22 protein-coding genes and 1 pseudogene are annotated in these 22,577 nt (G+C 35.5%); 3 read left to right on the top strand and 20 right to left on the bottom strand.

Going from position 1 to position 22,577, the window contains the following annotated elements; all coding sequences use genetic code 11:
* Positions 1-382 precede the first annotated feature (382 nt).
* Together NFR27_RS03460 and NFR27_RS03465 are read right to left on the bottom strand one after the other, a co-directional pair.
* Positions 383-1,720 (bottom strand): FAD-dependent oxidoreductase, encoded by a 1,338-nt coding sequence (locus NFR27_RS03460; RefSeq protein ID WP_251439946.1) that lies wholly within the window; start codon positions 1,718-1,720, stop codon positions 383-385.
* A gap of 139 nt (positions 1,721-1,859) precedes the next feature.
* Complete coding sequence (locus NFR27_RS03465; RefSeq protein WP_251439943.1) at positions 1,860-2,555, bottom strand: alpha/beta hydrolase-fold protein; 696 nt, start codon at positions 2,553-2,555, stop codon at positions 1,860-1,862.
* Between the two features lie 334 nt (positions 2,556-2,889).
* Here NFR27_RS03465 and NFR27_RS03470 point away from each other — a divergent pair, with 334 nt between their 5' ends.
* Together NFR27_RS03470 and NFR27_RS03475 are read left to right on the top strand one after the other, a co-directional pair.
* On the top strand, positions 2,890-3,546 hold the full coding sequence (locus NFR27_RS03470) for a hypothetical protein (protein ID WP_251439940.1): 657 nt from the start codon (positions 2,890-2,892) through the stop codon (positions 3,544-3,546).
* Between the two features lie 199 nt (positions 3,547-3,745).
* On the top strand, positions 3,746-4,537 hold the full coding sequence (locus NFR27_RS03475; RefSeq protein WP_251439937.1) for an HpcH/HpaI aldolase family protein: 792 nt from the start codon (positions 3,746-3,748) through the stop codon (positions 4,535-4,537).
* A 497-nt stretch (positions 4,538-5,034) separates the two neighbouring features.
* Here the strand turns inward: NFR27_RS03475 and NFR27_RS03480 are convergent, their stop codons facing one another.
* The 11 genes and pseudogenes from NFR27_RS03480 to NFR27_RS03530 all read right to left on the bottom strand — a co-directional run bounded on the left by NFR27_RS03480 (position 5,035) and on the right by NFR27_RS03530 (position 14,288).
* Complete coding sequence (locus NFR27_RS03480) at positions 5,035-5,868, bottom strand: hypothetical protein (protein WP_251439933.1); 834 nt, start codon at positions 5,866-5,868, stop codon at positions 5,035-5,037.
* A 177-nt stretch (positions 5,869-6,045) separates the two neighbouring features.
* Entirely contained in the window at positions 6,046-7,416 is a 1,371-nt protein-coding gene (rlmD, locus tag NFR27_RS03485) for a 23S rRNA (uracil(1939)-C(5))-methyltransferase RlmD (RefSeq protein WP_251439930.1), read from the bottom strand.
* A 251-nt stretch (positions 7,417-7,667) separates the two neighbouring features.
* Entirely contained in the window at positions 7,668-8,432 is a 765-nt protein-coding gene (locus NFR27_RS03490; RefSeq protein ID WP_251439928.1) for an antibiotic biosynthesis monooxygenase, read from the bottom strand.
* A gap of 110 nt (positions 8,433-8,542) precedes the next feature.
* Positions 8,543-9,055, bottom strand: coding sequence for an NAD(P)H-dependent oxidoreductase (locus NFR27_RS03495; protein WP_251439925.1), 513 nt, complete (start codon positions 9,053-9,055; stop codon positions 8,543-8,545).
* A 64-nt stretch (positions 9,056-9,119) separates the two neighbouring features.
* On the bottom strand, positions 9,120-9,419 hold the full coding sequence (locus NFR27_RS03500) for a YciI family protein (RefSeq protein ID WP_251439923.1): 300 nt from the start codon (positions 9,417-9,419) through the stop codon (positions 9,120-9,122).
* A 29-nt stretch (positions 9,420-9,448) separates the two neighbouring features.
* The gene (locus NFR27_RS03505) at positions 9,449-10,054 is read right to left on the bottom strand and encodes a cyclophilin-like fold protein (protein WP_251439921.1); all 606 of its coding nucleotides are present in this window, start codon (positions 10,052-10,054) and stop codon (positions 9,449-9,451) included.
* Positions 10,055-10,111: 57 nt separating this feature from the next.
* Positions 10,112-10,261 (bottom strand): annotated as a pseudogene (locus NFR27_RS10135) (DapH/DapD/GlmU-related protein); the annotation flags it as partial.
* A gap of 566 nt (positions 10,262-10,827) precedes the next feature.
* A complete protein-coding gene (locus NFR27_RS03515) occupies positions 10,828-11,715 on the bottom strand; it encodes a LysR family transcriptional regulator (RefSeq protein WP_251454146.1) in 888 nt (295 codons plus the stop codon).
* Positions 11,716-11,764: 49 nt separating this feature from the next.
* Complete coding sequence (locus NFR27_RS03520; protein ID WP_251454149.1) at positions 11,765-12,442, bottom strand: flavodoxin; 678 nt, start codon at positions 12,440-12,442, stop codon at positions 11,765-11,767.
* Between the two features lie 337 nt (positions 12,443-12,779).
* A complete protein-coding gene (locus tag NFR27_RS03525; protein WP_251454152.1) occupies positions 12,780-13,352 on the bottom strand; it encodes a nitroreductase family protein in 573 nt (190 codons plus the stop codon).
* A 258-nt stretch (positions 13,353-13,610) separates the two neighbouring features.
* The gene (locus NFR27_RS03530; protein ID WP_251439910.1) at positions 13,611-14,288 is read right to left on the bottom strand and encodes a TerC family protein; all 678 of its coding nucleotides are present in this window, start codon (positions 14,286-14,288) and stop codon (positions 13,611-13,613) included.
* 268 nt (positions 14,289-14,556) lie between these two features.
* Here NFR27_RS03530 and NFR27_RS03535 point away from each other — a divergent pair, with 268 nt between their 5' ends.
* Positions 14,557-15,906 carry an MATE family efflux transporter gene (locus NFR27_RS03535; RefSeq protein ID WP_251454155.1) on the top strand — a complete coding sequence of 450 codons (1,350 nt, stop codon included), beginning with the start codon at positions 14,557-14,559 and terminating at the stop codon, positions 15,904-15,906.
* Positions 15,907-15,934: 28 nt separating this feature from the next.
* Here the strand turns inward: NFR27_RS03535 and NFR27_RS03540 are convergent, their stop codons facing one another.
* From NFR27_RS03540 to guaB, 7 genes are all read right to left on the bottom strand, one after another.
* Positions 15,935-16,600, bottom strand: coding sequence for an MmcQ/YjbR family DNA-binding protein (locus NFR27_RS03540; protein WP_251454158.1), 666 nt, complete (start codon positions 16,598-16,600; stop codon positions 15,935-15,937).
* Positions 16,601-16,764: 164 nt separating this feature from the next.
* Entirely contained in the window at positions 16,765-17,535 is a 771-nt protein-coding gene (gene surE / locus NFR27_RS03545) for a 5'/3'-nucleotidase SurE (protein ID WP_251454161.1), read from the bottom strand.
* Positions 17,536-17,748: 213 nt separating this feature from the next.
* On the bottom strand, positions 17,749-19,014 hold the full coding sequence (locus tag NFR27_RS03550; RefSeq protein ID WP_251454164.1) for a glycosyltransferase family 2 protein: 1,266 nt from the start codon (positions 19,012-19,014) through the stop codon (positions 17,749-17,751).
* A gap of 16 nt (positions 19,015-19,030) precedes the next feature.
* Positions 19,031-19,702, bottom strand: coding sequence for a CDP-diacylglycerol--serine O-phosphatidyltransferase (pssA, locus tag NFR27_RS03555; protein WP_251454167.1), 672 nt, complete (start codon positions 19,700-19,702; stop codon positions 19,031-19,033).
* Complete coding sequence (locus NFR27_RS03560; RefSeq protein WP_251454170.1) at positions 19,695-20,339, bottom strand: phosphatidylserine decarboxylase family protein; 645 nt, start codon at positions 20,337-20,339, stop codon at positions 19,695-19,697. The genes pssA and NFR27_RS03560 overlap by 8 nt, the downstream gene beginning before the upstream one ends.
* Before the next feature lie 14 nt (positions 20,340-20,353).
* The gene (locus tag NFR27_RS03565; RefSeq protein ID WP_251454172.1) at positions 20,354-21,079 is read right to left on the bottom strand and encodes a WecB/TagA/CpsF family glycosyltransferase; all 726 of its coding nucleotides are present in this window, start codon (positions 21,077-21,079) and stop codon (positions 20,354-20,356) included.
* Positions 21,080-21,098: 19 nt separating this feature from the next.
* The gene (gene guaB, locus NFR27_RS03570) at positions 21,099-22,553 is read right to left on the bottom strand and encodes an IMP dehydrogenase (RefSeq protein WP_251439891.1); all 1,455 of its coding nucleotides are present in this window, start codon (positions 22,551-22,553) and stop codon (positions 21,099-21,101) included.
* Positions 22,554-22,577: the final 24 nt, after the last annotated feature.

The raw sequence follows: 22,577 nt of genomic DNA on the forward strand, positions 1-22,577 counted from the left end.
TTATATGTAAGCTCCCATATATACCTTTTCATACCCTAACTAATCCTATTTTATATCAAATCTATAATTCGAGATTTTTCTATATTAATATAATACTCGCAATCTAATAATATGTCAATTGAAGAAGTTATAAAAAATACCTAATAAAAAAACAGCAATGGCTGTTTAATCAGCACATTACTGTTTTTTATTACAAACTAACATTATTCATCCAACTCATCTTTATTTCGTCCAATTACACTATGTTTTTGGATGAAACACTATATAGTTGGACGAATACATGCAAAACTGAGTAACACATACAAAGGAAAACAACGTAAGCAAAATCTAATATGTAACTAAATCTATTATGCAATTAAATCAACTAAATCACTGAAATAGATTAAGCAAATAAATCATTCAAACTTTCTGACATAGTTGGATGCGTATAGATAAAGTCACGTAATACTTGATAATCTAAATTCTGATCCATAGCCAATTTAATAAAATTAATGATTTCATAGGATTCCGCACAAAATAGCTGAGCCCCCAAAATTTTATTATTGCTGTCTATTAAAGCTTTCAAAACACCGTCTGTTTTACGAATTACTTTTGCTTTTGGAATAGCATTCGCTGCTAAAGTAACTACTCGATACTCAAGATTATTTGCTTTTGCTTCTTGTTCATTAAGACCTACCCGTGAAAATGGTGGATCAATGAATACGGAATAGGCAAACGCACCACGATTATTAATTGTCCGTTCTTTATCACCTTGCATATCTTCTAAAATAATCCGACTATCATCCAATGAAATATAAGTAAATTGTAACTTACCACATACATCACCAGCCGCCCAGATATTGGGAACATTCGTCCGCAAATGTTCATCTGTTTCAATAGCGCCACGTTTTGATAGTCTAATACCTGCTTTTTCAGCAGCCAACTCATCGGTATTAGGACGGCGACCAGTGGCTATTAAAATGGCTGACGCTTCTAAAGAATGTTGTGTTTCATCAACTTTATAATATAAAGTGCCCTCCTTAATTTCTGTTGCCTCAGCGCCTGTTATAATATTTACTCCCTTAGCTTCTAATACAGAGCGAATATTAACTGCTATATCTTCATCCTCCCGCGGCAAGAAAGTATCTCTATCTTGTACTACTGTTACTTTACTACCAAAATTTGCATATAGTGCAGCAAACTCAAGCCCTATATAGCCACCACCTAAAATTGTCAACGTTTCAGGTAAATCATCTAACTCCATAAGCGTTTCAGACGTATACACCTCAGTACTAGCTGCTAACCCTTTAATAGCTGGGATAACTGGCGTCGATCCCGTATTAATAATAAATTGCTTACCTTCTAAGGTGATGTCCCCAGTAGCAGTTTTAACACTAATATGTGTAGCATCAACAAAAGAGGCTACCCCATCAATAATATCAGCACCAGCTTGTGCCACTTTATCATAATTTGCTTTACGCAACGCTGTCGTCAACATTCGTTTTTCTGCAATAACTTGTTTATAATAAGCAGCTTTAGCTGAAAAGTCTGCCTTAGGTGCTAACTCTGCATCTGTTACTAATCGTTTCGACGGCAAACAGCCTACATTGATACAAGTACCACCATACATAAACACATTTTTTTCAATCAACGCTACCGACTTCCCCTGTTTAGCTAATTTACCTGCTAACGTTTTACCTGCTTTACCAAAACCAATTACAATTACATCATACGTTTTCATACTAAGCCTCCTCTACACATTTTTCCATGCCCCTCAAGAACCGTCACGGAAAGTTTTCTAAATATCCATTAGCAATAAAACTTTTCTCATAGTTTACGCTTTATATCTAATATATAGTAACTAGAGCCATCGTACTTTTTCATGATTTGTACTTTAATGATTCTATACACCAGCAAAAACCCTTAGCACACCGCGTATCAGACTCTTGAAAATGATTTCCTTTATTACAAACTAAGGTGCATTCAATACCTTGGCTTTCTAATAATTGAGCCTGCTTTCTTATACAATCTCCTACAGTAGCCATCACTTTATTCTTTGTTCGTTCTTCTTTATCACCCAAACTAAGATAGATAGTATTAACTAAGGGTACATTATTACTTACAAAATCAAGCCATTTAGGAAACCAAACTGATGGAGACATGGCTGCAATAGCAGAAAATCGTGTACTCTTATAAGCACTCCATAAAACAAAAAGCCCAGCTAAAGAATAACCTCCTAATATAGCAGGTATAGTTTCCTTCAATTGATATGCTTCTATTACATATGGTATTACTACATTTTCAATATAATCTAACGTATCAGTAGCTTGATTACCAAAATCAGCATTACCAAACACTGCAGGCGCATACCAAGGAGACAATTCTTCATTCCAATTCTCTATATGTATTGCCACTAGTAACAAATGAGAACCCACTTCATGTGTTAACATATCAACCTCTTTGTCCAGTACCTCTAAATCATGTTCATCAACAGGTTGAATTAAAAAAAACTCTGGATTTTCACCACTATATATAGTGCAAATTTTATTACCTATATTTAACGTCTTTTTATTCATCTCCTCACCTCTTATATCTCTCTATTATCTAACTAATGATAAACTATTAATTTTTATATACAATTTATTTTTTATAACTTTATTATATCAAAAAGAACAGCCTATAAAAGAAGAAAGACATAAAATAAGGAATTTTTTAAATATTTCGCTAAAAAATTATATTTTGTTTATAAAGCAGGAAATAATATATCACCTATTTATACATAATATTAAATTTAATATTTCATTATTTTTTACAATAATTTTACGACTAGAAAATAATTATTACTATATAATTAAAGTATACTATATACACTTATTTAATACATGTCAGTTAGAAACAAGGAGACTAATTATGAATAAAAATAAATCAAGCCTACCTCGTTCACTCAAATATCTACTTCTTTTATCACCTATTATATTCATAGGTCTATTGTTTTTAACTGGTGAAATACGATTTATTCCAACGCTACAAATGGGATATGAAGTGCAAGGTTATTTTGGCCGTCCTGGTACAGTTTTTAAAAGTGCCGAAAATCTTGATCGAATTATCAATGAGCTCACACAAGAAAAAAAATTTAAAGGCCACTCATTTAATATTCTTGATGTATTTGCTACCGAAGATCGTATGGTAGTCACACTTCAAGACCCAATAACTCCAACTCATTTTGATCAATATGTATATAATACAACTAATCTTTTATTTTCTGAATGGGAATACGATAGACCTTATAAAATACCCCTTAAAGAAGATATAGCTGATGTATTCCCTTATGAAAAAATAAATGGAGTAAAATTCTATCAATTTTATAAACTAGTACAAAATCATATAGAAAAAGAAAATATTGAACTTGATTTAGATTTAAGTACAACCTATCATATACGAATAGATTATACCAATAGAGACAGCACCAAGAAAATAAACTACATTGCCTATGTCCATGGTATACGAGAAGATGTTTCTTTTGAAGCTGACGAAGAACTAACTAATGTTATTATTAATACGAATTAGTTCATAGATTATAAATGATTAATATATCTAATTAGCATATAATTAATACCTTTCATCCCAAAAGTAAAACAAACTAATAAATAAAAAACTGTTAAAAATAAAAAATAAACTTCATCATGTGGTAAATATATGTATAATATAAGTAAGTACCCATCTATTAACTTATAACTCATTTTATTGCTTTATAAGGAGGTTTATTATGGCTATGATTAAAGACTATTTGAAAAATGAATTTAAATCTAATATTCTAAAAGGAAATGTGCAATACGGCGTGGCACAAGAAATTCCCTCTGCAGAAGTAGCTGAGATTTTAGCAACCTCTAATTATGACTGGTTATTTGTTGACGGTGAACATGGAGCGCATGACATTAATTCTATTGTATCTATAGCTAGAGCAGTTGCCCCTTACAATGTGAGCCCTGTATTTCGTATCCCTGAAGCTGGCACTGGTATTATTAAGCAATTATTAGATTCTGGCATTCAAAATATTATTATTCCTAAAGTAGAAAGTGCAGAAAAAACAGAAGAAATTATGTACTGGGCCTCTTATGCCCCTCGTGGCAATCGTGGTATGGGCGCAGGCTCTGTACGCGCGGCTCGCTATGGTCGTATTCCAGACTATTTAGAACGCATTGCTGATGAAATTTGTATTTTACCACAAATTGAAAGCAAAAAAGGACTTGAAAATCTTGATGCTATCGCCTCTGTCCCTGATATTGGAGGTATCTTCTTAGGTCCTATCGATTTAGCGGTTGATATGGGCCATGGTTTAGATATATTTCATCCAGAAGTAGAAGAAGCTATGGATTATGCTATCAAACGAGTTCAAGAATATAACATTCCTGTCGGTACTATCGCTTTAAGCCCGGAACAAGCCAAACGCTTTATTGATTTAGGTGTAAGTTTCCTAGGTATTGGCGCAGATACTAAGTTCCTAGTAAGTGGCGCTGATACTACTTTAGAAACCTATAAAAAGAATATAGAAGGTTAGTAAAAACAAAACTCTAAAAGTATAGATAAAACTAAAATAACTGTTGAGATAACATCACTCAGATGAGATCTCAACAGTTATTTTTTAGGCTTCACTATTTTCGCAGAGTTTTAAAATACCTAGGACTATACTAGAACTTCCTAATAATATAATCCCTATAAGTACCAATACGTTTTCTATATTCTTTTCTGCTTTATATCGTTTTACATATAGGGGTATCATTAAAACTAGCCCGAACCCAAATAGTAAAAAAATAATTCCTTTTAGCATTATAGTACCTCAATATAAATAGCTTTCTATACGACTTTCTTTACTAATTCATCAAATGCATTGCCGACTCTTTCTATAATCTTTAGTTTTTCCTATTACCTCAGCTTTATCAAATCACCCAAAATAAGATTTAACAATATTTATTCTCCTGAATCAGTTTTACTAAAAATTCCTTCAATTATTAACTGATTTTCTTTTCATTCATTTTTCGTCCTATTAATATTTAATTACTTTTTAAAAGCAGGTAGCACCATTCCTAAATACTCCTGCCAATAATCATCATCACCTTCCATATCATGTATCCAATAATACATAAATAAAATCTCAAATTCTTGCTTTCTTCCTTTTGTAAAGGATTTTTTCGGCATTTTTCTATATAACGAATCTAGGTTAAAGAGATTACTTTTCTGCTTGTAATCGTAGTCATATTTCCTCCAAGTATCTTGACTCTTCTTCCGGTGAGTTAATGGCCAAAAATCCTCATTATCAAAAAAATTATTTATCCAACTATAAGCAAAGGCAAGAAGATTAACCTGATATTTTGCCCAAGTTTTATCTATCCAATCAGTTATTTCTTCTGTTATTGATGATATTCCAAAGTTAAACACTTGTTCACTTGTTACCCTATGGTAGTCTTTTATAAAAAGAAAAAGCATCTCCGTTTGCCCCTTAAGAAACGGCAACTTTTTAATAAGCTGCGAATAGCAATCATAGGAAACATTTCTAAATTCACTATCAGTATTATATAAAAAGAAAAACTCATTCTCCTTCATAATATTTCCAATGTATCTGTGCATTTGCTTCCCATATTCATTGTAAATCCCCACACCCCAATCTCGAACTTCAGGATCATACTCCCGTAGCTGATTCCGATACTTATCTAGCTTTTTATTATTGAGTATCGTTTTTTCTTCAGCTTCAGTAATATTCAAATAGTTATTAAAATACTCAAATACATAATCAACGCAATTTTTCATATTTTGTGTACGTGCATCAATGTCAAATTCATTAAGTTTATCTTCTTTTTTTCTTCGTGCAATATATTCCTCAATGCTTAGCATTTAAACCACCCCAATCTGTTCGCTCTTATGAAGCAAACAGCTCAACTTCATAACTCACCTATTCTCTCCATAATCATTGCTTTTCTTGCTTCATAAAACTTTTTGAAATTCTCACTTTCAAGGGATACAGTTCCTTTATTTCTATATAACATTAATTTTTTAAATGCATTGTAATTTTCAGCCCTTAATTTTGACAAGTTTTGAGACCACTTCCACATGACTTGTCATCGGGAACATATCCACAGGTTGTACTTCTTTTACTTCATAGCCCAATTCCCTTAGCACAACAATATCTCTAGCCATGGACGCGGGATTACAAGACACATAGACCATACGCGCTGGCTCCATTGTTGCCGCGGCTTTTAGTACTTCTTCTTTACAACCTGCACGAATGGGATCAAACACGACTACATCCGCTTTTACACCGCGTTTCACAAGGGCAGGCATCTCTTTAGCCGCATCAGCGGCAATAAATTCTGCATTAGTAATTCCATTGCGCTTTGCATTAGCTTTTGCATCTACAATGGCAGGTTCTACAATTTCAATACCAATCACATGTTTTGCCTGTTTAGCTAAAAATAATGAAATCGTCCCCGTTCCACAATACGCATCAATCACCGTTTCTTTGCCCGTTAACTGAGCAAATTCTAAGGCTTTCTTATATAGTATTGTTGTTTGTTCTGGGTTAACTTGAAAAAAAGAATGCGGAGATAAACGAAATTCCAATTCATCAATTGTATCTGTAATCGTTTCTTCGCCCCAAAGCAACGTACAGTCACGCCCCATAATTACATTGGTTTTCTTAGGATTGTGATTTAACACAATGCTGGTCACATTCGGTAAATGCTTACGAATTTCACTTACCCAATACTCCGATTGTGGCAATGTTTTGGCAGTGCTAACAATAATCACCATCCAGCCACTTTTACCAATACGACCAATAATATGGCGAATCATGCCTTCGCCTATTAATTCATTATAAGGCTGGCATTTCGTTTCTCGTAACAAGCGTTCACAAACAGCGGCAATCTGATTATTCCCATCATCTTGAATAGCACAGTCTGTACAAGGCACAATAGCATGTGATCCACGAGCATAAAAACCTAACGCGGCTTGCCCTTTTTCAACGCCTACAGGAATTTGCATTTTATTTCGATAGTGCCAAGGACTTTCAGGTCCCAACGCTGGTTCAACTAAATCAGGATTCGTCTTACCAATACGCTCCATAATATCCCGTACATTTTGCGTTTTCAAACGAAGTTGTTCTTCATACGATACATGCTGTAACTGGCAACCACCACAAGTGCCATATACAGGACAAATAGGTGCTACTCGATGAGCGGAAGGTTTCAAAATTTCTATAACTTCCCCTACGGCGTAATTCTTTTTAACCAACGTAATCTTTGCTCGCACTTCTTCCTCAGGCAGCGCAAAGGGAATAAAAACGGTAAACCCGTCATAGCGCCCTACCCCTTCACCACTCGTTCCTAGCCCTTGAATCGTAATCGTATAAATTTGGCCCTTTGCGACAGGCACAGTCTGTTTCATAGCATTTCGTCCTTTCTATCAATACCTACTGTTAAAATCACAACTAAACTATTTCTATCCTCATATATTTTCTACAACAATCATGACTGTATGTAGCTATACTCTTGTCTTTTATTATACCTTGAAATTCCCAAATCAGTAAAAAATAATTGCATAATTTTATATTTTTATTAATCACAAAAAGGGCTGTAAGCAAATGTAAAAAAAATCTACATTTACTTACAGCCCTTTGTCTACGCCTAAGTTATTTTTTATTGAATTGCTTCGTAATTAACCTGCCCCTTATGCATGATTAACTTCGCTTCTATAGGCGTAACAGATTTTTCAAGAACCATATCTTTGGTTTCAGATATATACCATTTAAAAGCCCAAGTATTTCTATGTTTAGCATAGGCCTCTTCATTCGCATAAACTTCAAAGAAATACCAAGTATTCCGATCACCTTTAACACGGCCAGCATACATGGCTAATACACCTGGCTCAGCGGCTATAGATTGTTTCATTTCATCTACAACAATGCGAGCAAAATCATCATTATAACCCGATTTAACAGTTACTTTAGCTAGATTAACTAACACAGTATCCTCATTTACCAACTGTAATGGATCTTCTTTTGTTAACAGAGCTACTGGCTCTAGAGAATAAAAGGCACGACTATTTAAATGACGACCTACTGCATCAACAAAGGCATTATACTGAGGTGACTTTTTATGGGCTTCATAAGCTTTATTATTTTCATAGACTTCGGCTACATACACAAGCTGATTATTGGTTTTATCATTACCTGCATTCATTACCCAAGTCCCTGGTTCATTAGCCAATGATTGTGTAAAGTTTTGATACCCTGTTTCATAAAAGGCTGGTTGTACTTCATCAGCTACTTCAAAAGTAAATAAATTATACACCGGTGTCACATCGGGCACCACTTCTTCCGCAGTTGCCGTCTTAGCGCTAATTGTAGCCCACATTAAACATGCCAAAGAAGCACTTACTAAAGTTAACCAACGTTTTTTCATAAGAATCTCCTTACTATATCCCTACACTACCAATCTTATTTTATGACAATACTACAACCTTTATTTTATATCAATACTACAATCTTTATGTTAGTCCCATACGCCAAAGCTTATTTTAAAGTCGCTACATAGGCTTCTGCTTGTGTTGCCAATGTAGCTTCTTCAATACCTAACGTACCATAGGTTACAAATGGTGCAACCCAAGTGGTACCAATTAATTGACTCGTAGCTTTAAATGGTAACACTAATTCATCAATCGTTACATTAAAACGACTCCCTTTACTGTAATCACTAGCTTGAGCGCCTGTAGAAATGGCTAACATCAATTCTTTACCATGTAAGGCCGTACCATTCGAACCATAGGCCCAACCATGTTCAAACACTTCATCTTCCCACTGTTTCAACAAAGGTGGACAAGAATACCAATACAATGGAAATTGTAATACTATGCGATCCGTAGCTTCTAAGATTTTTTGTTCCGCTTTTACGTCAATTTTCCCATCAGGATACACATCATACATATAGCGAACTTCTACCTGAGTCCCTTCAGCTGCCTTAGCCAAGGCTTTATTAACTACGGAATCATTCATATGAGGATGGAATACAAATACTGTTGTTTTCATAATTAGCTCCTTTATATTATCTATATTTTACCACATTATTTTCTAAATTTTTTATTTTATATACTCATTGACCACGATAAGACGTTATCTGATCAGCAATCAAATTAGCCTGAAACTTACGGACTGTATAAATAGCCTTATCTGGATAATAACTATCCTTAGCAATCAAAGCATCTATAGCATCACGAGATTCTGCTTGTGCCATAACAATACCAGCCGCTTCTTGATCTCGATATGGGCCGACTACTAAAAAATGACCAGCCTCAAATTGTTCTTTAAACCAAGATCGATGCCCGTCCAATAATGTATCAGCCTGTTCCTTTGGCATAGACTCCGTTTTAATTACTATATCAATTAAAAACATAAAAATCACTCCTTATAATAAACTAGTTCTCAATTTACTTTATCAATAACAATAGTACCTTTTAATTGGCTAATTGTTTCCACTGGCGAAATAATATGACCTAACTCATATAATCCTGGATGTGGCCGATACGTACCAAAAAACATAACCACATTCCCCCAAGGCTCAAAATATGCTAAAGTCCCTACTTGAACAGCAGCATGAGGCGTATTAGTAACTGGCAATGCATGAGGTGGATAAAAAATTTTTTCATTATCACTATAATCTTTAACTTCAAGCTGCAATGGTAATTGATTATATAACGCCTTTGCCGCTTCACTATCATTCAAAATAAATTCTACCACTGTATGATTATTATCTGTCACACGTATATATTTTTTACTGCTAAAAGATTCACTATTGATAACTTTATCATCAAACTGACTTACACCTTCACGTGACGCACTATTTTTATTGTGAGCATCTTCTATCAATCGTCCCTCTTCGCTAGCAATTAATTCCTGCTCACTACGTTCTTCATTTTGTAGATTGCCACAAGCCATAACATTCATTGAAAAAAGAAGCAATAAAATACTCAAAAATACAGATTTATTGCAGGTTCTTATATACATTTGAAATACATTAAACCAGTCCATAATAAACTCCTTTATTTTTTTATCCTCTATTCATATCGATGTTTCATTTGTTATAGACCTAATAATACGTGCTGGATTTCCTGCTACAATTACATTCGCAGGTATATCTTTTGTTACTACAGAACCAGCACCCACAATGGAATTGTCACCAATTGTAATGCCTGGTAATACGGTTACATTACCGCCAACCCAAACTCGTTTTCCTACATGAATCGGCTTAGATTGGGTACTTTCTCTACAAAATGGATTTTCCACATGATTTGTAGTTAATAAATGTACGCCTGGACCTATTAAAGCGTAATCATCTAAGAAAATTCCGCCACGATCCATAAAAACACAGTTAAAATTAATAAATACAGATTTACCTATATGTATATTTTGACCAAAATCAGTATAAAAGGGAGGATTCATTTTAAAAGTTTCATCAATCGTAGAATTAGTTAGTTCAGCAAATATCTTACGAATTTCATCAAGTTCATGATGACCCGTATTTAGTTTCGCTGTTAACACTTGCGCCTGCCTAATAATCTTATGAATAGCTGCGTATTCTTCCTCATGAGTTGAAATGACCTGACCTGCTAATTCTCGTTCAAATATACTTTTTACTACATCCTTTTTAGCCATATTACACCTTCTTTTTATGTATATAACTGACCTAATGCCTTAGGTCAGTTATATAATTTCTTATAAAAAATAAGACCTATTACATCTTTTACTGTAATAGGTCTTTAACTATTCGTCTAATGCTTATTATCTTTATGTTAAAATGCTCTTTAAGCATTTTTAGTAATATGTATATACTTTTCTTTCACAAGACTAATAAAGGCTTGTGCGGCTGGTGAAAAAACGGGATTCTTTTTCCAAACTAATACGGCCCCCGTCTCTAATGTGGGAGATAAAGGAATAAACTTCACACCTTTATAGGTAACAGCGAGTTCTAAACATAAAGCATAAGCAACTTTATGAGCTACCATATTCATCGCATTAAACAACAAATTATAATGTCCTACTATATGTATACTATCATAACTATCTCCAAGCCAAGCCTTTAATTCTTTAGAAACCGCTTCACGACTTGGCAATAATAAAGAAGCCAGCTCTATATCTTGATGCGTTATATAGTCTTTACTCGCTAATGAATCTGTCTCATGAACTAACATACCCCATTGAGATTTTTTATTAAGTCGCAAATATTCATACGATGCTACATCAACCGGCTCCATCAATAAACCAAGGTCTAAGACACCTCGCTGTAAGCGCTCTTTTATATCTTCTGCATGCGCACTATAAATTTGAAACGTCACCAGTGGATGCTTTTCTCTAAAAGTTTTGATACATTGTGAGATAAATGACATATTTTGTGATTCACCACAACCTATAGCGATTTCTCCACCTAAGTCACTCTCAACACTAAATAATTCAGCTTTAGTTTTATGAGCTAAATCCACCATTTCTTGTGCTCTATGTCGCAACAAATGACCTTCCGTAGTTAATTGGATACTATGCTTTACACGACGAAATAAAGTAACGCCTAATTCATCTTCTAACTGTTGTAACTGTCTTGATAAGGTAGGTTGCGTTATATGTAATAATTGGGCTGCCTTTGTAATATTCTCTTCACGAGCAACTACTAAAAAATAGTTTAATACACGTAATTCCATAGCCTCACCTCTTATTATCCATATAAACGCTATAAATACTTACCTTTAATTATAGCATACCAATTTTTTGAAGCCATTCTTTAACCGCAGCTTTAGCTTCATTAGAAGCAGAGTCTCGTCCTTTTATAGCTATACCTGGTAATACGTTTGCATTAGGATATTGTGCTTTTAGCTGTGCTTCGGTATTTCCTAATCCAGACCCCTCATGCGTCGTAAATGGCACTACTACTTTACCATTTAAATCCACTTGATCCATAAATGTGCGCACAACCATAGGATATTCACCCCACCATATAGGACCGCCTACAAATACAACATCATATTGACTCATATCAGGGATAGTACCCTTTAGTGCAGGACGGCTATTATTCCGTAACTCTGTCTTAGCTACCTCCAATAATTCATTATAATTTGACGTATATTCAGTAGCTGGCACAATCTCAAAAATATCACTACTTAAATTCTCTTGAATGTAATTAGCCACCCGATGGGTATTTCCTATTGGGAGTGTTTCACCTTCATATACACCTTTAGTTAACGAAAAGAACACGACTAAAGCTCGTTTACCATCCACCGGCTTTGGTAATGATTTTGAAGAGTCTACATTTGTACTGATTATTTTAAAATCACTGGACTCACGAGCTTGATTATAAAAATAATTATACGAAACCAATAAGATAGCCGCTAACATTATAATAACACTGACTAAAATTTTTTTATACTTCATTCTATTCACTCCAATCTACTACAATACACACCAATATATCTTTATCTCTATTGTAGTTTCATAGGCAATGAATAGCTAATGCTCTTTTCTTTGTTAGGTCTATGCTTAAAAAGCATATTTAGGCTGCAACAATCTATTTTAAACCTTTAGATATCATCCATTGCTCAACTAAGTCAGTTTATAGAATTATTTAGAAAACAGTACGGATTATCTCCACTAAAATATAGAACAACAATATAATAAAAAATAAAAGGGCCCTTAAGGGCCCTTTTATTTGGTGTAACGTCTCATAATATAATAACCATAACTCAATTCATGCTATGATGTTTCAAAACTATTATTTTTTAATCACAACGCGTTGACTAATATCTTCTTTATCCTTAGCATCAGGTTCTGACACAATACCACCAAATGGCATTTGTGCATCTAATACCCAAGTGCTAGGTAAATCAAATAGTTTTTGTACGGCTTCATTAATTACTGGATTATAATGTTGTAACGAAGCGCCTACGCCTAATTCACGTAAACCTTCCCAAATTGTAATCTGAAGCATACCAGCGGACTGCGCTGCCCAATGAGGGAATCGATCAGCATACATTGGAAATTGACCTTGCAAGTTTTCTACAGTTGGCTGATCCACAAAATATAAAATAGTGCCATAGCCAGCTTTGAAACTATCAATTTTTTCACGGGCTACTTTACCTTCAAATACATCATAAATCGTATCCCACAACGCATCATGCTGTGCTCCAAGCGCTACAACTACACGAGAACTTTTCATATTAAAAGAATCAGGTGTTAACTCGGTCGCCTTTTCTACGAAAGCTACTACCTCATCAACATTAACTGGTAATTCTTTATTAATGTTGTAATACGTACGACGTTTTTCAGCTACTTCTAATGTTTTCATCGGGAACCTCCTAAATAAAAGCAATGTAACAATATTTTAACGTTACTTAATCTCTGTTCTATCAATAAACTACTTGTATCTACAATTGACTACTTAGCCAACTTGTCTTATTCATATTTACAAGTTTATTATACCCCTTATTTCGATAAATTTCAATATATTGTTTTTTCTATTAGAGAAAATTTTATTTCAAATAATTTACACATATAAAACATATAAAAAGAGACTCATTACATGAGCCTCTTTATTTTTATCATTTTATTGATTATTCGCTTTATTAGCTGTTAATTTACGCTGCAATAATGCGGCACCTACTACTAATACTACACAGCCGATTTTAAATGGTACAGTAATTGGATCAATATAATCAAAAACATATTTATCAGCGTGAATCATTTCGCCGCCAATCCAACCTAAAATACCGCCACCGAAGAACAAAATAACAGGATATTTGTCAATTAATTTCACAAATAAAGTACTACCCCATATAATAATTGGAACAGTAATTAAAATCCCTGCTAATACTAAGCCCATATGGCCTTCTGCAGCACCAACTACGCCAATTACATTATCAATCCCCATGATACCATCAGCAATAACAATAGTAATAATAGCATCACGCAAATTACTTTTCGCTTCAATATTGTGTGACGATTCAGAAGCCGCCATGAGCTTATAACCAATCCACAATAATAAAATACCACCAACTAATCGTAACCCAGGAATATTATTAATGGCTTCAATAAATAAGAATGCCATAATTAATCGCAAAGCAATGGCCCCAAAGGTCCCCCAGAAAATCGCTTGTTTACGATGTTTATCTTGTAAATTCTTAGCAGCCATACCAATAACGATTGCATTATCGCCGGCCAACAAGATATCAATAACAATAATTTTAGCAATAGCCATTAAACCTGCAGCTGTAAACAGTTCCAAATTCAATACCCCCATCTTTCAATATAACTTTATCGCATTTTATCAATCTAGCAAAATTATTATATCGAAAAAAACTACGCTTGTCGATAGTTTAGCCTTAGTTAATCATAAATTTTATAAATTTCTACTAATTAGGTTCTACTTTTCATTCCTAAAGGGCTATGTTACAATAAAATTATAATCATTAATTATGTAAATTTTTCCTATAATACTGTTCTCCATACTCATTGGAGATTTTTTTATTGCAATAATCCACGAAGGAGGCGCTATGCACCCAACCTTTAAAATTTTCGAAAAAATTCAACTATTTATACGTTTAGCCTTACCAATTATTCTCACTCAATTTTCGCTAATCGCAGGCTCCTTTGTATCCATCTTATTAACGGGTCAATACAGTACAGTAGATTTAGCGGGCATTTCAGTAGGATATAATATTTGGATTGCTTCCTTTTTTGGTGTTATGGGAATTTTATTAGGCATATCACCCATTATTGCCCAACTTTTAGGGGCTAATAAAAAAGAAACAATTCCTACTATTATTAGCCACGGTCTGTATTTAGCAGTAGCCCTTGGACTTCTCCTTATTCTATTAGGTGCTATTGCACTGCAACCAATCTTGACTCTAATTAATTTAGAACCAGCTACACGTACCATTACCAATCAATATATGCTCGCTGTAGCCTTTGGTATGGTGCCCCTTATGTGTAGTAGTGTGCTACGTAATACAGTGGACTGTCATGGCTATACCCATTATTCCATGTACATTATGATGTCTAGTTTTCTATTAAATGTACTATTAAATTACGGCTTAATTCTCGGCCACTTTGGGCTCCCTGCACTGGGTGGTATAGGCGCAGGCATTGCTACAGCCATTTGCTCTTGGTATAACTTCTTTGCCTACTTCTTTATTCTCCTATATAATAAAGCCTTCAAAGCCTATGGAATTTTCCGCTGGTGGCCGACGTTTCAATTACCTTATGTTATGGAGCAGCTAAAATTAGGAATTCCCATCGGTATTGCTATTTTCTGCGAAATGAGCTTATTCAGTGTGGTAGGTTTAATTATGGCGTATTATGGAACTGAAATTATAGCCGCTCACCAAGCTGCTATCAGCTTTACCAATCTATTCTATTGTTTCCCTCTAAGTCTAAGTATTGCTTCTACCATTGCAGTGGGTTATGAAGTTGGTGCCACGCGCTATCGAGATGCGAAACAGTATGCCTATATTGCTCGCGGAATAGCACTTGTTATTGCTGGCCTCATCTGTATGTATAGTTTTACACATTTACTAGAAATTGCCAGCTTTTATACCAATGATCCACATATGATTCGATTAATTAGTAGTTTCTTGTCCTATGCCGTATTTTTTACTGTAATTGATGCCTTCGGTACGCCCCTTCAAGGCGTATTGCGAGGCTATAAAGATGTGCGCATCATTTCTTTAATTGCCCTTACCTGCTATTGGGGCCTTAGCCTACCAATTGCCGCCTTTTTCACCTTTGTTATGGATTATGGCCCTTATGGAATTTGGATGGGACTTCTCGGCGGTGTCGCTTGCTCAGCCGTAGCTTATACGTGTCGTGTCTGGTTTATTCAATATAAAAGATATGGTAATTAGCCCCATGCACAAAAGCCCTGTGAATCACTCACAGGGCTTTTATTTTTTCTACTAAAGTATAGCTATCATTTAATAAGCATTTAACAAACTCCACATCAGTAGCTTGGTCAAGAACAATGGTTATCCAGTGTTTCTTATTCATATGATAGGCCGGAAATATATGATGATTATCCACCAAGTTTTCAATGGTTTCAGGCTTTACCTTTACATTAAGTACATCAATATAGCCTGTTTTATCCTTCATTAAATACGCATATGGAATATTCATAAACAAACCATACCACTTTTTTGAATACTTAGTTTTTAAGGTACAATAAGACGCAAATTTATCCCACGGCTCTTCAGGAATTGTCCCATACTGTTCATACACATAAGCAAGAAGTTCTTTGCGTACATTAAAAGAATCAAAACTATTCGCTACAACATCGGTAAGTAAGGTCTTAATTTCGTCTCTCACTTGGCCAATAAAAGCCCCTTCACTACTTAACACATTAAATAATTCGTATTCTACCTGTTCTGGCATCTCATAAATGGTAACTTTCAAACTATCTTTAGCAATTTCAAAATCAGCCACCAATGAATCTTGACTCAAATGCCTACGGAGAACATAAACCTGACCTACTTTTTTAAAACCATAGGCTAAGGCTTTTGCTGTATTAAAAATATGCGTGTTAAATACTTCATTATAATACATAAAAACTAACCTTCTTTACTTATTGTTTAGCCATTTTTCAATTTTTCAATTTTTTCGCTTTTTCTATTTTTCGCTTTTTCTATTTTTTGGTTTTACTATTTTATGGTTTTACTCTTTTGCGGTCTTACTCATTTGCGGTTTCACTATTTTACTGATTTACAACTTTACTGATTTTTAACCTCGCCAAGAATATTGCGCATTTGAGCGGTTCCCGCTGCATCTTGTTGTTTCCAAGTTAATGCCACCACAGTAACCTTACCTTCTTTTACAGAGGCTACATCCGTTGGCGTGGCTTCTGGTTCAAATCCTAATTTACCGCCAATCCAATAATATTTACGACCCTTACGATCTTCGCGTGGATCGATAATATCATAATACTGTTGCAAGCCCTGATCTAGAATTTCACAATTAGCCCAACCTACTAGTCCTTCTTTAGCAAAATTCATATTTAAAAGGCCTCTATACTGCTGTTTTTCATATACTTCTTCAATAAACTCTCGAATAAATGGCATAATTTCCGCACTGCGCGTTGGACTATAGCGTTCAACAGATACTGCTAAGGCTGGTACATTGTAAAACATAGCCTCCATAGCCGCACTAACAGTGCCTGAATACAAGGCATCGGAGCCTAAATTAAAACCATTATTTACGCCAGATACAACTAAGTCAGGCATATCATTTTTTAAGAAATGGGAAAGCGCAAACTTCATACAATCAGTAGGTGTGCCAGTAACTGCGAAACGTCTAGGATTGTCAACATCTTCAGAAAATCGACGCAAACGAACTGGCATTTGAATTGTAATGGCATGTGATTTAGCACTCTGCTCTACTTCAGGTGCAATAACCGTTACACGGTGATGCTTAGCTAATTCTGCCCCCAAATCCAATATACCTTTAGCCCATACGCCGTCATCATTTGTTAATAAAATGTGCATAGTCGTTTATAGATCCTTTCTTTCACCATAAAACAGGCTATTCACTTCTTTTTATAATAGCCAGTATAACTACTTATAATATAGCTCTATTAAAGAGCCTATTATTAATTAATATTACATCTATTATTATATATTAAAAAAGTGCCTATTAATAGGCACTTTTTATAACTCGCTACGATTTATGCGCATTGCACATAAACTCTAATTTCAATTTTATTTTTTTATCTTATGATTCGCATCGCCCATGCGTGTCAATTTCACATCGCCTAAGGAAACCCCACGAGTATGTTCTGTGTGAGCCCATACTTTGTCGTGGCGATTTAAATAGCCTAAGAATGTAACCGGCACCCAACTATACATAAATAATGGATATACTAAATAATATAACCAAACTTTAGGTGGTACTTTGATACTTGCCAATACAATCAGCGGGAATAAATACTGTCCTATCCCAATAATCGTCCATACTGTAACCGGTAAAATCTGGTAAATAATATTAGTATAAATTGGCACATATGCATTGATATATGTCATAATCAAATAAAAAGTAGATACTAATAAGAAATATGGCTGACTAATTTGAACAATCCCATCTAAAATACGGAAATTGCCTTGTTTAATCCCTTCGACAAATAATTTAGGAATATAACGTTCACCACAATCAAAATGGCCTTGTGCCCAACGCTTACGTTGACGCCATGACTGCATAAAGCCTAACGGTTTTTCATCGTATACGATAGCATCATGTGCCCACGTTGTCTTAATTCCATGAATTAATAATTTCATAGAAAATTCCATATCTTCAGTCAAGCAATTACAATCCCAACCATAGTCTTTAATAATATCTGTACGAATACACATCCCTGTGCCACCTAGTGCCGTTGACAGGCCTAGATTATATTTCGCCAAATGCCACATATGGTTCACTTGCCAAAAAGCGATGGCAAATGTGCCAGCTACCCATGTATCAGTAGGATTTTTAGCATTTAAATAGCCTTGAATAACTGGTTCTCCTAACTCTAAATGGTGATTCATCTCCAATAAGAAATTAGGATGGACTAAATTATCGGCATCAAATATGACAAAGGCATCATATTTACGATCCATTTCATAAATCCGATTAAACATCCAGCCCATGGCATAGCCTTTACCGACTTCTTCGCGATTTTCACGCTCATATACACAAGCCCCTGCTTCACGAGCAATAATCGCTGTTTGATCGGTACAATTATCTGCTACTACAAAAATATCATATAACTCCTTAGGATAATCTAAAATTTTCAGATTTTCCACTAATTGGCCTACAACAGCCTCTTCATTATGAGCACATATGATAATGGCAAACGAGTTCTTAGGCGTATAATTCTTTTTTTCTTTCCTTCGCCACATTCCCGATACAGCTAACACAAAGTAATAAATTGTATAGAATACAATAATTACTTGTAAGGGAATCATGATAAGGTCAAGAATATAATCCATTTACGTCCTTCACCTCTCACCGTTTTACAAGATTAATAATAGTATTACAAATGCCAAAGACAGCGTATAACGCAAAGATAAGAACTGGCCAACTATGCCAATCAAGCACTAAGGCGATAATCCCTAAAATGGCAACAATAGCTAAGGCTAATGTATTAACTGGATCGGCCCCTTTGCCTTTAAAATCAGGATGATGAACACGGCTCACCATTAAATAGCCCACAATAATCATTAATATCATCAATACCCATTCTGGTAATTGAATACCTGATAACACATAGGTTGCCGCCATACAACCAGCTGCAGGAATTGGTAAACCTAAAAAGTAACCATGTACTTCATCCGTCATAATATTAAACCGCGCTAAGCGAAAAGCACCAAAAACAGAAAATGCCAACAATGGCACATAGCCAAGCCAACCAGTATGACTCAATTGATACATATATAACATATATGCTGGCGCTACACCAAAGCCGACTACATCAGCTAAGGAATCTAATTCGCGCCCCATTGGGCCTGACACGCCAAGTGCGCGTGCTACACGACCATCACAGCCATCAGCTAATAATGACAATAACACACAAATCGCTGCCCATGTAAATTCACCGTTAGCCGCCATAGTAATGCCTACGACGCCAAAGGATAAATTAGCAGCCGTAAACAAATTTGGAAATATTGATTTATCCATTTTTTTGCAGCCTCCCGATAATTGATTCTCCACCTCGTACGTAATCGCCTTTTTTAACGCAAATATCTACTGACTTAGGCACAAAAATTTCCGTACAAGAACCAAATTTAATCATCCCATATAATTGGCCTTTCGCTAATGTATTCCCTAAATCAGTCCACGATACTATACGACGGGCTAATAATCCTGCTATTTGTGTAACTAAAATTTCAATGCGTCCATTGTCAATGCCAATGGAGTGACGTTCGTTTTCATAGCCTACGCTTTTTTTATAAGCTGGTAAAAAACCGCCACATGTATATTGTCGGAACGTAATTTTCCCTTCCATCGGTGCCCGATTTACGTGCACATCAAAAACAGATAAGAAAATTGTTACCTTTTTACATTCTGTATTTAAGAATAAATCTTCATATACTTCACTTACTTCCATGACCTTACCATCAGCTGGTGAAACCAATACATCTGGATCAATAGGAATCACACGGTTAGGATTCCTAAAAAAGAACGTGAAAAAGCAAGCCAGTATTAAGGGTATAATCGCTATATAAGGGGATAAAAAATATCCTGTCAAAATAGCTATCAGAAAGGTTACCCCAATGAAAGGATACCCATCTTTAACAATAAACCCTGTGGGCATCTCGCACCACCTCTCTATTTTTTTGCTTGTTTCACTGCCCACATAAATTTAGGCAGTGCCATCATACGACCAAGCCGTTGAGGCTGATTTAACAATCGATATAACCATTCCAATCGATTCCGTTGCATCCATTTAGGAGCTCGTTTTACCGTACCAGCCATTACATCAAAAGAACCACCTAAACCAATAGCTACAACACCATCTAAATGAGCTAACTTAGTAGTCATCCATTTTTCTTGCTTAGGCACACCTAATGCGACTAATACTAATTTAGTCTGCCCTGCTTCAATCGCCTGAATAATCTTTGTTTCCTCTTGCTCATCAAAAAAGCCGGAGTGGATACCGACTACTTCTAACGAACCTACTTTAGCCTCCATATTTTTTACCGCTTGCTCAGCTACGCCAGGTGCGGCCCCTAAAAAATACACAGGCGTTTTATGTTGCGCTGCTTTTTGCAATAAAGCCACTGCTAAATCACAACCAGCTACGCGTTCTGGAATATGCTGCCCTAGTTGTTCGGCAGCCCATAATACACCAGCCCCATCTGGGACGGCTAAATCTGCTTGTTTTAAAATGTCGTGCAATTCTTTATCATGTCGGGCACGCATAACCATTTCAGCGTTAACCGTGACTACAGTATGTAGCCCCGGCTCAGAATATAAATTCTGTACACGCTGAACTGCTTCATTCATGGTTATAACATCAACCGGCACATCAAGAATGCTCAATTGATTACGCAAAACAAATACACCTCAATAATCAGCCGCTATAGTTAGGCGCTTCCACCGTGATGCTTACATCATGTGGATGACTTTCTTTAAGCCCAGCAGCAGTAATTTGGATAAACTGAGTATCATTAATCATTTCTTGGATATTATGACAACCACAATACCCCATACTTGCTCGTAAACCACCTACCATTTGGAATATAGTGTCCGCTAACATACCTTTATAAGGTACGCGTCCTTCAATACCTTCTGGTACAAGTTTCTTAGCTTCTGTTTGGAAATAACGATCTTTACTTCCAAGTTTCATAGCGCCTAAGCTGCCCATACCACGGTACACTTTGTAGCTACGACCTTGATAAATAACAGTTTCGCCTGGACTTTCATCAGTACCAGCTAGAATGTTACCCATCATAACAACATTAGCACCTGCTGCAATAGCCTTCGCAATATCGCCAGAATATTTAATCCCCCCATCAGCAATGATTGGAATATTGTAACGACGACCTACGGCTGCACATTCATAAACAGCTGTAATTTGTGGTACACCAATACCAGCAATAACGCGAGTAGTACAAATAGAACCAGGCCCAATACCAACTTTAACAGCATCTGCACCAGCTTCAATTAAAGCCTCTGTGCCCGCTGCAGTAGCTACATTCCCCGCAATTACTGGAATATGTGGGTTCGCTGCTTTTAATTCTTTTAAAGTACGTAACACGCCTGCTGAATGACCATGCGCTGTATCTACGATAATTACGTCAACTTTAGCAGCCACTAAAGCATCCATACGATCATATAAATCTTTACTTACCCCTACAGCCGCACCTACTAACAAACGGCCACTACCATCTTTTGCAGAATTAGGATATTTAGTTGCTTTTTCAATATCTTTAATGGTAATTAAGCCTTTTAAAATGCCCGCTTCATCTACCAAAGGTAATTTTTCAATACGATGTTGACGTAAAATCGCCTTTGCTTCCTCTAAAGAAGTTCCTACTGGTGCAGTGACAAGATTTTCTTTAGTCATAACTTCACCAATTGGTCGATTTAATTCATTTTCAAAGCGCATATCACGGTTCGTAATAATACCTACTAATTTACCATTTTCCGTAATAGGCACTCCTGAAATGGCATACTTACGCATTAATTCTTCTGCATCCGACAATAGATTTTGTGGACTCAAATAAATTGGATCAACGATGATACCATGTTCGGAACGCTTTACTTTATCCACCTCATGAGCCTGTTCTTCGATGGACATATTTTTGTGAATAACGCCCATGCCACCTTCACGAGCCATAGCAATGGCCATCCGAGATTCCGTAACAGTATCCATACCAGAACTAATCATTGGAATATTGAGCTTAATATCACGAGTTAGGTGCGTAGTCAAATCCACTTGATTTGGCAACACATCAGATGCTGCTGGCACTAATAATACATCATCAAATGTTAGACCACGTAACCCAAACTTATCTTCTCTCATGGTAACTTCCTTTCTCCTTAATTT

Source organism: Veillonella intestinalis (assembly GCF_943192895.1).
GTDB lineage: Bacteria > Bacillota > Negativicutes > Veillonellales > Veillonellaceae > Veillonella_A > Veillonella_A intestinalis.